Source organism: Prevotella sp. Sow4_E9_plate (assembly GCF_052116205.1).
In the GTDB taxonomy this organism is placed as follows: domain Bacteria; phylum Bacteroidota; class Bacteroidia; order Bacteroidales; family Bacteroidaceae; genus Prevotella.
Map to the genome: position 1 here is coordinate 82,004 of NZ_JBQKLN010000012.1, position 12,106 is coordinate 94,109.

Sequence of the window (12,106 nt, forward strand, 5' to 3'; positions counted from 1 at the left end):
TTCTATTCGAACCAGTATTGCATGCGGGAAGCCAGCAGGGTTTCGAGATCCTGGATGGACTTCTGAACCTCCGATTTCTCTCGCTCGATTTGCTCTATGCGCTGGGCAAAGAGACGCTGGAGAGGGAGGGGTGGGAGAGGACACGACATCAATTTTAGTTTTGCTATAGTTAAAGCATTATATGCAGCACCATTTGCATTCGTCTTTTTGTATTCTTCAATAAGATATTCAAGCAATCTTCGAAAGAAACATGAATTGGCTAGTTGATTATCTATATCTTTTAACCAAACAAGATTTCCATCTTTAAAATAAAATTTATTGTCTGTGTCTATAGCCCAAATCTTTCCAATAGTACCAACTGCTGTAATCAGAATATCTCCTATCTTCGGGACTCCAAATTTTTCTTTAATTTCGTTATATCTTTCTTCTGAGATGAAAAGTTCAACTGAAATAGGAAGCCCCTTGCTACGTTCTATAACTTCTTTACTTCTGTAAAAGGGAATTCCTGTGTTTGTATATTCGTCCGCAAAAATTCTTTTGCTTGATGTTATATTACACACATTATCCAGCTTCTTCACATCCCATCCCTTTTCATTCTCCACTGGGTCTCCAAACATCTCATAGAAGAGGCTTTGAGCGAGATTGCCGAAATCTTTAAGTTGCTCCTTCTTCAAACGAATCAACTCGTTTATCTTGTCAAGTTCGGAAACTATCGCAAGCTGAGTGGATTTGGGTGGAATTGAAAGTGTAGTATTTGACACTGTCTTAGACGAAATGGCTTTAAATGTTGAGCCAGTTGCATTTTTTTCAAAATATGATTGTTTTCCTAATAATGAATAATAAAGAAAAGTATTGTCAATTTCCCGTTTTGCGTATAACGCACAAAGTCCTCTGCCAATACATATTTTTCTATCGGTTATGTTAGGATAACCAACTGGTGCTCTTACACACAATAGCACACTATGCGCTTCAGCAAGTTTTGTTGGGGCATTACTATATAAAGGCGAAACGCCGAGAAAGCGGTCGCCAAAACATGTTTTGCCTTGATGAAATTCAACTCCGTTAGTCTCATTAATACTATTTCCGTCGGGAGATTGTCCCATTGTTATGTCGCAAACTTCCCCCAGCTTCTTATATTCCCATCCCTTTCTCATACCATTTCCTCCTTCTTTTCATCTTCTTCCAGCATCTTGCACAAATCTCTATACCCCTTCAGAAACTTGCCTTCATTCTCTTCCAGTCTTACTAGAATATCTTTTACTGGCTCGTATTCCACCTTCTCACGCTCTATCTCCTTATACTTATTAATAGAGAGGTCGTAATCGTTCTGGCGGATTTCCTCTACGGGTACGAAGAAGCTCTGGTCCTTGCGGGTGCGGGAACCCTCAGACTCAAGATGCAGGAAGCGGTTTACCACATCCGGAATATCATTGTCAGCTATCGGCGTACGCTTGTCATCGAGCGAATATCCATCAGCCTTCATATCATAAAACCATACCTTGTCCGTTCCACCACAGTTGGTCTTGCTGAACACAAGAACGGCGGTAGAAACTCCGGCGTATGGCTTGAACACGCCACTAGGCATGGAAATGACGGCACGCAACTGCTGGTTGTCAACTATCTCCTTGCGGATAGCCACGTGCGCCCTGGAAGTTCCGAAAAGTACTCCATCGGGAACGATGCTGGCGCAGCGGCCGCCCAACTCCAGGGAGCGGACAAACTGAGCCAGGAACAGCAGCTCGGTCTTGCTGGTGTTGGCGTAGGCAAGAATCTTCTTGTTCACATTGCCCTTGTCGAGACTGCCCGCAAACGGCGGGTTCGCCATGATGAGCGAGTAGCAGTTCTGGTCTTCGTTCTGCTCAGAGAGCGAATCGCGCCAGGCAAGTTCCGGGGCAGTAATGTCGTGCAGCAGCAGGTTCATGGCTCCGATGCGCAGCATGGTCTGGTCGGTATCGTAGCCATTGATCATCGAGGTCTTCATGTGTTGCACCTGTTCTCCGGCATAGAGGATGGTCTCGTAATTCTCCTTGATGTATTTCACGGCTTCTACGAGGAATCCTGCCGATCCCATGGCTGGGTCGCAGATGTAATCCGCCGGGGTAGGCTGCATCATCTCCACAATCATGCGGATGATGTGTCGGGGGGTGCGGAACTGTCCGTTGGTGCCGCTTGCCGCCATCTTGCCCAGGATGTATTCATAGACGTCGCCCATCGCGTCACGGTTGTTCATATCGAGAGAATCCACGCCGTCGATTACCTTGGTGAGGGTTCGGGCGTTGGGAATCAGGAAGATAGCCGACTTCATGTAGCGGCTGTAGGCGCTTTCTTCGCCCGTGCCGATGTGCTTGATGAATTCGAACACATGCTGTCTTACCACCTTGAACATATTGTCGGCGCCCAGGTTCTTGAACACGTGCCAGCGCAGGCTTTCGTAAGGGATTCCAGCCTTCTCCTCGTCGGAGGTAGCGTCGGGGTTAATCCAGAGCTGCCCTTCGGGGAAGGTAGGGTTCTGCACTTCGCCGTCAAAGTCGCGTGCGTTTTCCTCTTCCTGGAGCTGCTTGTCGTCGAGCATCTTCATGAAGAAGATGTAGGTCATCTGTTCCAATACGGTGATTGGGTTGGTAATACCTGCCACAAAGAAGGTGTCCCATATCTGGTCTATCTTGTTTTTGATTTCTCCTGTTATCATACTATTATTGATTTTTAAGGCAAAGGTAATAAAAAAAGGGAAAACGAGCAAAAAAAAGATGATTTTTTTGCTGTCTTCCCTCTACTTTCCTTTTATAATTTCTTAATGACCTTAATGACCGTGACCGTTAATGACCGGGATACGAAAAAATGACCGCCTCCTCATGGGGTAGAGGAGAACGGCCATTCTTCATTTTCAACTTCTAGCCTACACAGCTAGTCACTCCGAGCGTGGTTGCGATTGCCGTCAAGATGCTGATGGCTATCTGCAACACCATCTTCCATGTGTCTCTTTTCATAGTCTTTCTAATTTAAAGGTTAAACAAATCAGTTTTTGCAAGTGGGGGAGTTAATGCTTAACTTCCCTTAACTCCCCCTCTGTCTAGAAACCTACGTCTCCGCCCTGGTCGGTGCCTGAGCCTTCGCTACCCGTTCCGCCGGAACTCTCGCTGCCCTGGCCTCCGGTATTCTCGCCACCTCCGGTGGTAGTAGAACCGCCGCTGGTTCCGTCACCGCCTCCCTCCGGAGTGGTTGGAGCGTTGAGGTCTACGCTGGTCTTGCCCTCCTTGATTGCCTTGAGCACGGCAGCCTGAGCACTACGGCTTGCCACGAGGTTGAACTCGGCTTCGTCACGCAGGGTCTTGAACTGCTGACCAGGCTCCCACTGCACCTTCACGTCGGTGATGTTCTGCGCGGTGAACTTGTCGGCATCCTCGGCACCCTTCGAGGTGAGCAGGACGGAGAAGTCACCCAGGTCGCCCAGACGGACCTTCTTGCCCTCGAGCAGCATCTCTCTCATGCAGTCCACTGCCATGTAGAGGATGGCGCTGATGTCGGCTCTGGAGTACACGCTGCCATGGGAGGTGATGTGCTTGGCAAACTTCTCGATGGTCATGATGTCGGTGTACTGCGATACGGCGAAGGCGTTCTGCTTCTCGGTCTTCACGAGGTCGAGGTCTGCCTTCTCAGGCTCCTTGCCCTCCTTCTTCGCCTGGTTGATGCGTGACTTTGCCTGGTTGATTGCCAGAAGATTTGCGTTCACGCTACGCATTACGATGCTGTAATTAATCATAGTCGTTTGTGTTAAAAGGTTCATTTTTGCAACTCCCCGGAAGCCCCGTTTCCTGTCCTTTTCGGGGTCGTCATTGATGACCGGCGCCTGTCATCATTTATCCCCCGCCTCGGTCGTAAGAGATGCCCGTTTTCAGGCACCTAAGGCGTTTCCTTCGATTGCCGGTGCAAAGGTACGAAAAAGCACTGTAGGAAGCAATACTTTTCCGGCAACTTGAATTCAGTTTTCCGGAATCTTGTGAAATGGAGCCTTTCGAGAGTAGGTGAGGGGAGTCGTGGCAACGGGCTGCATCCGGTCATTAGTGACCGGTCATTATCGGTCATTAAGAAAAATCACTTCCGGTCATTTAGCCCCTATAATATATATTAAAATATTTTAATATATATTATAGCTATTTTTTCGCCCCCCGAAAACCTTAATGACCGAAAATGACCGGGCATTAATGACCGGATTCCGAGGCTTTAATTAATACACTTTTATGCTAGTATTGTTCTTGTAATTTGTTCTGCTTTAATGATTTATAATAAGACATTTAAGTTTTTGTCTGTATATAAATGTATGGGAATAAACTACATACGTCAGTGTCCTTTCCTACATTATTGTTGCTTCTTTGCCCCACTTTTCGCCTTCCCTTCGCTCTCATTTCCGCCATAAATGCCCTTTCTTTGGAGCATTAGTTGATGTGAGGAAGAGGATTTTTGCGTTTTCCCTTTGGAAATTTATAAAACCACTTTGATATCAGTTCTTTTGCTTCTTTATATAGAAGAGTAAAAATATCGAACATAGCTATCATAAGTATGTTTTATATCATTATCCTTTGCATAGTTTCTTCCTTTAATATTGCTCTGTTTGGGGCAGTAAGCATTATTTACATAATCAGTTTTTATACTCATTTTCTTGTATAAAAGGTAAAATCCCTTGGTAAGTCTTTTTCTGGATTTTTGTGTTAATATTTATAATAAAACGTAGATGTTTCGAAATTTTTTTGTACCTTTGAAGGCAATTCTGCAATAAAAAGCAGGCTATAAATATAAAATTCAAACTTGAATAAACTTATAAACAAACGTTTAAGAATATGTCTAAATTTGCAATTTATAACTATAATTTCTTACGCATTATAGAACCTAACGAAGAACATCAACTTGAGTTCCCCGACTGGGAAAATGTAAATGTGAAAGAATCATTTGAAAATCGCCAGCAATTGCTTGAAGAGCTTTTGCTGGCTGATTTCGAGAAACCATTCCCGTTTGAGAATGCCAGAAAGAAACCATACTGGCACAAACAAATAGTGAAACCACAAGATAATGTCTATGTGATGCGTGTGGCAAATGTTACAAACGTGACTATTACCGATGAACATTTGTTGTCTCAAAAATATGCTGATTATAGAAATTGTCTGGTCATTATAGACAATCGCCCAGGAATCCAGCGTATCGCCATTGAGCAAAAAACTATGGCTTTCAGCCATACGAAGACTGTGGCTAATATCCTAGAAGCATCCTTCTGCAAACTGCTAAAGTGTAAACTTCTGAAAGTTAAGCTGTCTGCGGTTTATGGAACAAATGTCTTTTGGGAAACCCTGGGTAAATATCCTAAGGGGTTCAGTAAAGTAACCTTTCATTTTCCTCATCTCAATTTAGACCGTCTCACCAAGGTGATGGACAAATACCTAACTACAGCCCGTGAGGATTGGGATAGTGACCTTGATTTTACATTTGGAGCCAATGAGGGTGGTGCTGTGAAAATCGACCGCAACAATCAGCGTCAGACGGCACTTATTGCAGGAGCATCTAGCGCAGGTGCGTGGATAAAAATGCTTCCTAAGGGAGAAAAGGGGAAAGCTATTTTGTGTGGCAAAGATCAATACGTGGTGCGCGAACTTGATTCAGAGGTGTTCAATGATCTGGCAATAGGAGCGCAGCCGCTTCCTGGCATGGGACAATCTGCAATGGATAAGGTTAAGGTATTTATGAAGGACATGCCTAATGTTTTCACTCATTAAACTGGTTGAAAGATGGAAAAGTTTGAACGTTTTTCGGAGGAGAAACTGACCTCTTTGCGTGCCCGTTATAGGGGCGATGATTTGTTTAGAACCTGGACATGGCTCCTCTGTTTGCTTGAGCAACAACTGAACGGACTGAATGCTGTAGAAGTATGGAGTGAAACAGAAATGATTCGCCAGAAACTGTCTGAAATCAAAGAACATCGTGATAATGAAGTAGAATTTCTCTATGGAGAACTAAAGAATCGGCATCAGTCAGAAAAAACCGCAGTCATCATTCTTACGGTACTCTTCACTCAAATGTGTGATGCAGAATCCAGTGAGGGGGATGATGCTGCTGTGCAAAATCCGAATCGGGCTGTGTGTTCGGTCTTGGCTCATCTTCTGATGAATCCGAAAATAAGATCTTTCACTGAGAAGTTGATCAAGGCATTCAAGCATCGTCGCTACGATAACGAGGGAAATAAGATTATTTTACCCGTAACAGACTATTTGAATGTGAAATCTCCTTTGGAATTGATGGATGAAGAAGCTAAGGCTAATGTGGAGAAATGGGTAGAAAAGATAGAGAAGCTCACACGGGGAATCAGAGTCTTTCTGAATATAGACTGGGATGTTTACAAATATATTTGGAGAAATATTTGTGCAGAGCAAGAAATACCTCTCTTGTTAAAAGAGAAACAACCACGAGGAAATAAATGGGGCTACAATCTGAAACTTGTAGCAAATGTGCTGGGCATACTTCATACTATACCTTACGGTGAGAATGTTGTTTTGGAGGGCAGTATTCAAGCTATCAGCGATGCTGTAGGAGTGAACGTGAGAGCCTATATTGGAAACCATGCCGATTTTGGATCCAGTAATACGACTTTAACCAAAGAAATGCATGCTAAGATAAAGCAATTCATATTATCTGCAGTAGGATAAAAAGCAGCTATTACAGATAAAGATAATGAGGGCGTTGATGGAATAATTCTGTCAGCGCCCTCTTTCTGTCTGATTATCAGCAGATAAATTGCTGATAAGAAATAGCCTCCTTATTTTTTTATGCGTATTTTTATCTACAGACTAATATTCTTATCTTTGCGCTCGGATTTGGGAATCAGTTTCTCATTTCCGAGCATTTTCATATTTAATAGTTATAACCTGAGCGGAGGCGGGGAACCTCACAATGTGATTGAAGATGGCCATCGGTAATCCACGGCTTCTCTCGCAAACCGATCAGGAATCATGGCAGATAATAAGAAGCATGAGAAAACGGCGCTGGGCATTGCCTATGCTGCCGTAGTGGAACTGGGCTATACGCATAGCCAGCTGGTGAAGCTCAATGAGGGCGTAAACTTTCCTACTCTGAGAAATATCAGAGACGGGAAAAAACTGAAGAAAGTTACGGAACGTTTCTATCTGAAACTTTTCTTCGATTTGTTGAATAAGGAATATGAGCTGCGAATGATCCATGGCGGCAAAGAAGCCGGCAGCCTACTCATCGTGATGAAAAATATCCTTGAAGCTGAGTTGAAATAGGCTTGGGCTGAAAGGTTGAAGCAGGCAGAATACAGCCAGGAAATAGGCTCGAAAAGAAAAGTGGTGAAAAGATGAGGGGGCATTCTTTCACCAACTGTTCCAGCGCATTCAAAGACTTCTTATCTTTGCACCAGCTTTCAGCAAGATCGGAGTTGGAACTAATCAGCCTTGAAAGGAAGGCTAGGTCTTGCAGTTATAGATTATGAACGGAATGTTTATGAGAGTGGTGCAGCAGGGCGAGGCTTTCGCTGTACAGAGTCAGAAGAGTGAGAACGGCCAGATGATGAAATGCAACATCATCCTCCAGGAGATGGGCGGCAAGTACGAGAACCAGTATGCTGCGGCAATGCTCGGCAACATTGCCCAGTGTAAGTTCGCTCCGGGAACATTGGTGGCGGTTACGCTCCGATTCACGACTCGTGAGTACAATGGGCAGGTTTACCAGGACATCCTGGTTACGGACATTGAAAAGGTAAAAGGGTAAAAAGGCTTTTTTAAAGGTAAAAAGGTAAAAAAGTAAAAAGGTAAAAGAACCTTAACCCTTTCCGCCCCCTTTCCCAGCGATTCCATCGCTGGTCCCCCGTTAAAGGCTAAAAGGAGGCAAAAAAGGTAAAAAAACTGAGTTGAAACAGAGGAGGATTTTCCATGGTAAAGCGCGCAATAATCCGGATGTTTCTTCTCCTAAAATTCAATTCAGATTATGAAAAAAGTAAATAAACAGCAGGTGAATAACCAGCAGGTAAATAATAACGGCTGCCAGCACGTGCAGCTGGGTGGTGTGGCTTTCTATGACGAAGGCAAGTGTTTCATGTTTTCACCTGAAAACGAAGGGGTGAGAAACAAGGTTGAGGGGTTCCGCTCGCAGGGCATTGCCCAGCAGTTGACGGACGGTACTTTCGACTTCATGGCGAAACCAAGAATCCGCTCGCAGGCGGAACTGATCAGAAAGCTGGCTCACGGACGTGTGAGTAAGACCAAGGACGGAGCTATTCAGCTCACCCTGAAGGTGTTTTGCGATGAGGGAATCAATATCGGAAACACTCTGGTAAAGGAGGCAGAAGAGGCTGCTGATGCGGTTGTGGATTATCAATTGAAACGATAGAGGATATAGATGTTCAACTTAAATTGAAAGTAGAAACACATAGATGAGTTGTTATTTAATTAAGGTGGAGAACGGGCACAAGGTTGCCCGCTCCATCACCTCGGAAGAGGAGTATAAGCAGCTGCGTGGAAGCAACGAGCAGAAGGCGAATCTGCGACTTGCCCGTGCCGGCAACGATGCAGCGAAACGGAGACTGGTACAGTTTAATTATTCCGGCCATTATCCGCAAGGCGTGGTGAAGGGAATGAAACTGCCAAGCGGTGCTTTCGGATTTGATATGGATGAGCCGGAGGCTTTCGCCAAGGCTGCCAAGCTGCTGCTGAAAGAACCGGACAAGTACGGATTGCTGATGCTGGAGCGTAGTGCAAGACAGGGCGGACATGCGGTGTTTGAGCGTGAAAAGGGCAAGACGGTTCTGGAGAATCAGGTGAGGATTGCTACGATGCTCAAGTGCGAAATGGATACTTCGGCTCACGACATCAATCGTGTTTATTTCACTACTACATCGGATGACGAAGATTTGCTCTTCCTTTCGCCACGACTCTTCAAGGATGAATATGATGAGGCTGCTGTGGCTGCTGAAGGGAAGGTTCTAGAAGAAAGAGAACGATATGGGAAGGAGGAACTGCCGGAAGGAGCGCACAAGGCAAACAAGCATTACAAGCCTTGGCTGGAAGAAGTCAAGAAGGATTCTCTGGGGATTTTAAAAGGTCAAGAATTTGAGAATCCGAGAAAATCTTCTCAGGGGATTTTAAAAGGTCAAGAATTTGAGAATTCGAGAAAAACTTCTCAGGATAGTTCCTCTTCTTCCTCCAGCTCTGCGGATTACCTCGGAATCCCTTATTCTGAAATCATCAGGAAGTGGTGGCAGATGTATAATGACGGGCAGGAACCGGTTCGTTCCAACCGCAATACGCTGACCTTCGAACTTGCCGTTAACCTGCGCCACATCTGCGGATTCGACGGTAACCTGATGGCACAGATCATTCCCTGCTACGATGGCTTCTCAGAGCAGGAGAAGATGGCTTGCATTCATTCTGCGTTGAATGAGAAAATCACGCAAATGCCTAAGCGACTGAAGGATGTGCTTTCCGTAATCAGACAGGAGAGAATGAAGCAGGGAGCCAAGGTTGGCGAATCGGCCGAAGAAAATGAGGCACTGGTCAATGCTCTTGATGAGGCAAATGCCCAGGACGAAATGTTCTATTTCAATGCATTGCCAAAGATGCCGCAGGGTGTGCGTGACTCAATCAATGCTGTGGGACCACCTCTGGCAATGCCTGTAATTACCGCCATCTGTCCAGTCATCGGAATGCTGGCAACGGGAGTCAAGGTTGCGGTTCACGGAAAGATGAATTCCTTGAACCTTATCTCCTACATCGCCGGTGATTTTGCATCAGGCAAGGGAAGCATCGACCCTGTGGTTGATGCATGGACTTCGGAAGTGAAACAGATGGACAAAATGTATCAGCAGCAGGAGGATGAATGGAGAGCCAAGAAGCGTGCGGCTAAGAATAAGAAGGAGCAGCCGGAAGAACCAAAGCTGCCTGTAAGATGTCTTACTTTAAATAATACGGTGGCTAACCTTGCAGAACGACTGGCTAATACTGAAGGCAAGCACGCCTTTTCGTTTACTCCGGAAGCCGACACAGTGGCACAGAAGTGGAAATCTGCCATGAGCGACTTCTCCGTGATGCTCCGCCAGGCTTACGACGGAACGAGCTATGAGCGCGAGGCAAGAAGTGCAGATGCGGTGAATGTTCATATCGAACATCTTTTGTGGAACGTTGTGATGTGCGGAACGCCAGATGCACTCTATCGGGTAGTGAACAATTATACGGATGGTTTCCAAAGCCGTATTGTCGTGGCGCGAACGCCGGACAACACGTTCACTCCGCTTACAGACAATCTCTTTGTGCTGACCGAAACTCAACGTGAGCACATACGGCAGATAGCTCATCTCTTGCCCCTGATGGAGGGCGAGGTGGTTCTGCCTAAGTTGGAGAATAAGGGCAGGGAGTGGCTGGAACAGATACGATTGGAGACCATGAAAAATGATGACAAGGTGAAAGCCCGCCAGCGTTTCCGTATCTGTCCTACCACGATGAGAATGATGACCTGCATCATGCTCTGTAAGGTAGCTGAGACACTGATTCAGAAACATGGTTTCCAGGGTGCCGAGAAGCAGCTGAAACAGAATCCGCTGTTATGGAAGGAAATGATCGTAAAGACGCAGACACCAACCATGCTCGAAGCCTTCAATATCCTGGCAGATTATCAGTTGGACAATGCACTCTACTTCTTCCGTAGTCGCATAGAGGATGCATTCTCATCCAAGAGTTATTGCGGTCAGACGACTTATGATCGTTCCCGACGCGGCAAAAATGATTCCATCTTCGAGCGGCTTGACGTTACTTTTTCCTTTGAACAGGCATTACAGCAAAGTATAGCTGTAAAGGGGGCTAACGTAACTCGTGAGGTTGTTAGACAGATGTTGAAAAACTGGAAGCGGCAGGGATTGATAGGTGTGCTGCCCGATATGCGTTACCAGAAGGTTCAACCTTCAGTATAATAGTGGTTTAAAGTAAGTGACCATTAATACATCCGGTCATTAACGGTCACGGTCATTTTCGGTCATTAAGGATTTTCAGTAAGGAAATCCTTAATGGCCCTATCAATAAATCAATTTTATTTTACGATATTTATGGAAATAATCATTTATCGCCGTCGCTTTACCCGATGGGGAGTAGACGGCACATTAGTAATAAAGGGTACGACAGTTTGTAATACCATAGAACATCCTGATCGTTTTTTGCCTGCAGGAGACTATGAGATAGCTTTTGTTTCTATAGCTAATAAGAGTAGAAAAATGCCTGTTATCCTGAGGAAGGGACAGGCTGTTTGGGAAGTGGGTATTAATACTCCTTGTCTCAAACCCGGTAATGGACCGATGACGCTGGAAAACGGCTGCATCATTCTGGGTAAGGCTGCAGCCACTGGGCTGGTGATTCATTCTCAGGAATACTTCGACCGACTTTGTGAACGATTAAGGAAGGCTTCTAAAAAGAAGGAGTGTATCAAGTTACGTATCATAGATTGGGGTAGTGATGAAATCTCGATAGCATTTTAGGATTTCCACCCTAACATTCATTCATTTAAAATAGTAATATCATGCGTAAGATTAAGGAAATCATCATTCATTGCAGTGCGACCCGAGAATGTCGCAACTACACCGTAGCCGACATCGACCGCTGGCACCGTGAGCGTGGCTTTTTCTGCATCGGTTATCATTTCGTGATTTATCGTGATGGCAGCATCCACGTGGGCAGATCAGTGGAGGAAGTTGGCGCCCACTGTAAGGGACACAACACCGTGAGCATCGGAGTATGCTACATCGGCGGGCTTTCCAAGGATGGCAAGCCGAAGGACACCCGAACCTCCGAGCAGAAGGCGGCGCTGAAAGCGCTCATAGAACAGCTGAAGGAAGAATATCCCGAGGCGACAGTTCATGGCCACAACGAGTTCGCCGCCAAGGATTGCCCTTGCTTTGATGTGAAGGGCAAGTTCTCAATAGAAGTGCAAAAATCTGAGGGGGTTTCAGGCTTAACAATACTGCGTTAAATTAATATTTAATCGGCTGTAAATCAATAACTTATATTAAGAAATGCTTATGAAAACTTAACTATAAAAAGTTGGTCAAGTCGCTGATTTTCAGTAA

The 12,106-nt window shown here is 45.3% G+C and carries 12 protein-coding genes; 8 read left to right on the forward strand and 4 right to left on the reverse strand.

What is annotated here, in order from left to right:
- Positions 1-2: 2 nt before the first annotated feature.
- The 4 genes from ACTQ53_RS06820 to ACTQ53_RS06835 all read right to left on the reverse strand — a co-directional run bounded on the left by ACTQ53_RS06820 (position 3) and on the right by ACTQ53_RS06835 (position 3,760).
- Positions 3-1,154: a restriction endonuclease subunit S gene (locus ACTQ53_RS06820; protein ID WP_441932534.1), complete on the reverse strand. Its 1,152-nt coding sequence runs from the start codon at positions 1,152-1,154 to the stop codon at positions 3-5.
- Positions 1,151-2,689: an N-6 DNA methylase gene (locus ACTQ53_RS06825; RefSeq protein ID WP_441932535.1), complete on the reverse strand. Its 1,539-nt coding sequence runs from the start codon at positions 2,687-2,689 to the stop codon at positions 1,151-1,153. Before ACTQ53_RS06825 ends, ACTQ53_RS06820 begins: the two co-directional genes overlap by 4 nt.
- Before the next feature lie 202 nt (positions 2,690-2,891).
- Positions 2,892-2,987: a smalltalk protein gene (locus ACTQ53_RS06830; protein WP_153126028.1), complete on the reverse strand. Its 96-nt coding sequence runs from the start codon at positions 2,985-2,987 to the stop codon at positions 2,892-2,894.
- Between the two features lie 83 nt (positions 2,988-3,070).
- Positions 3,071-3,760, reverse strand: a complete 690-nt coding sequence (locus ACTQ53_RS06835) for an HU family DNA-binding protein (protein ID WP_441932536.1) — start codon at positions 3,758-3,760, stop codon at positions 3,071-3,073.
- A 1,075-nt stretch (positions 3,761-4,835) separates the two neighbouring features.
- Between ACTQ53_RS06835 and ACTQ53_RS06840 the strand changes: the two genes are divergently transcribed.
- From ACTQ53_RS06840 to ACTQ53_RS06875, 8 genes are all read left to right on the forward strand, one after another.
- The gene (locus ACTQ53_RS06840) at positions 4,836-5,762 is read left to right on the forward strand and encodes a hypothetical protein (protein ID WP_441932537.1); all 927 of its coding nucleotides are present in this window, start codon (positions 4,836-4,838) and stop codon (positions 5,760-5,762) included.
- Between the two features lie 12 nt (positions 5,763-5,774).
- Complete coding sequence (locus ACTQ53_RS06845; RefSeq protein ID WP_441932538.1) at positions 5,775-6,689, forward strand: hypothetical protein; 915 nt, start codon at positions 5,775-5,777, stop codon at positions 6,687-6,689.
- A gap of 303 nt (positions 6,690-6,992) precedes the next feature.
- Positions 6,993-7,286, forward strand: a complete 294-nt coding sequence (locus tag ACTQ53_RS06850) for a hypothetical protein (protein ID WP_441932539.1) — start codon at positions 6,993-6,995, stop codon at positions 7,284-7,286.
- A gap of 202 nt (positions 7,287-7,488) precedes the next feature.
- Entirely contained in the window at positions 7,489-7,770 is a 282-nt protein-coding gene (locus ACTQ53_RS06855) for a DUF3127 domain-containing protein (RefSeq protein WP_297158509.1), read from the forward strand.
- A 216-nt stretch (positions 7,771-7,986) separates the two neighbouring features.
- Positions 7,987-8,388, forward strand: coding sequence for a hypothetical protein (locus ACTQ53_RS06860; protein ID WP_441932540.1), 402 nt, complete (start codon positions 7,987-7,989; stop codon positions 8,386-8,388).
- A 43-nt stretch (positions 8,389-8,431) separates the two neighbouring features.
- Positions 8,432-10,960 carry a DUF3987 domain-containing protein gene (locus tag ACTQ53_RS06865; protein WP_441932541.1) on the forward strand — a complete coding sequence of 843 codons (2,529 nt, stop codon included), beginning with the start codon at positions 8,432-8,434 and terminating at the stop codon, positions 10,958-10,960.
- A gap of 132 nt (positions 10,961-11,092) precedes the next feature.
- Entirely contained in the window at positions 11,093-11,518 is a 426-nt protein-coding gene (locus tag ACTQ53_RS06870) for a DUF5675 family protein (protein ID WP_441932542.1), read from the forward strand.
- 41 nt (positions 11,519-11,559) lie between these two features.
- Positions 11,560-12,009 (forward strand): N-acetylmuramoyl-L-alanine amidase, encoded by a 450-nt coding sequence (locus ACTQ53_RS06875; RefSeq protein ID WP_441932543.1) that lies wholly within the window; start codon positions 11,560-11,562, stop codon positions 12,007-12,009.
- Positions 12,010-12,106: the final 97 nt, after the last annotated feature.

Bases quoted from the DNA above. Each gene is read 5' to 3' on its own strand.
- ACTQ53_RS06850 (WP_441932539.1), top strand. From the start codon at position 6,993: ATGGCAGATAATAAGAAGCATGAGAAAACGGCGCTGGGCATTGCCTAT.
- ACTQ53_RS06845 (WP_441932538.1), top strand. From the start codon at position 5,775: ATGGAAAAGTTTGAACGTTTTTCGGAGGAGAAACTGACCTCTTTGCGT.
- ACTQ53_RS06830 (WP_153126028.1), bottom strand. From the start codon at position 2,987: ATGAAAAGAGACACATGGAAGATGGTGTTGCAGATAGCCATCAGCATC.
- ACTQ53_RS06855 (WP_297158509.1), top strand. From the start codon at position 7,489: ATGAACGGAATGTTTATGAGAGTGGTGCAGCAGGGCGAGGCTTTCGCT.
- ACTQ53_RS06870 (WP_441932542.1), top strand. From the start codon at position 11,093: ATGGAAATAATCATTTATCGCCGTCGCTTTACCCGATGGGGAGTAGAC.
- ACTQ53_RS06840 (WP_441932537.1), top strand. From the start codon at position 4,836: ATGTCTAAATTTGCAATTTATAACTATAATTTCTTACGCATTATAGAA.
- ACTQ53_RS06865 (WP_441932541.1), top strand. From the start codon at position 8,432: ATGAGTTGTTATTTAATTAAGGTGGAGAACGGGCACAAGGTTGCCCGC.
- ACTQ53_RS06820 (WP_441932534.1), bottom strand. From the start codon at position 1,154: ATGAGAAAGGGATGGGAATATAAGAAGCTGGGGGAAGTTTGCGACATA.
- ACTQ53_RS06825 (WP_441932535.1), bottom strand. From the start codon at position 2,689: ATGATAACAGGAGAAATCAAAAACAAGATAGACCAGATATGGGACACC.
- ACTQ53_RS06860 (WP_441932540.1), top strand. From the start codon at position 7,987: ATGAAAAAAGTAAATAAACAGCAGGTGAATAACCAGCAGGTAAATAAT.
- ACTQ53_RS06835 (WP_441932536.1), bottom strand. From the start codon at position 3,760: ATGATTAATTACAGCATCGTAATGCGTAGCGTGAACGCAAATCTTCTG.
- ACTQ53_RS06875 (WP_441932543.1), top strand. From the start codon at position 11,560: ATGCGTAAGATTAAGGAAATCATCATTCATTGCAGTGCGACCCGAGAA.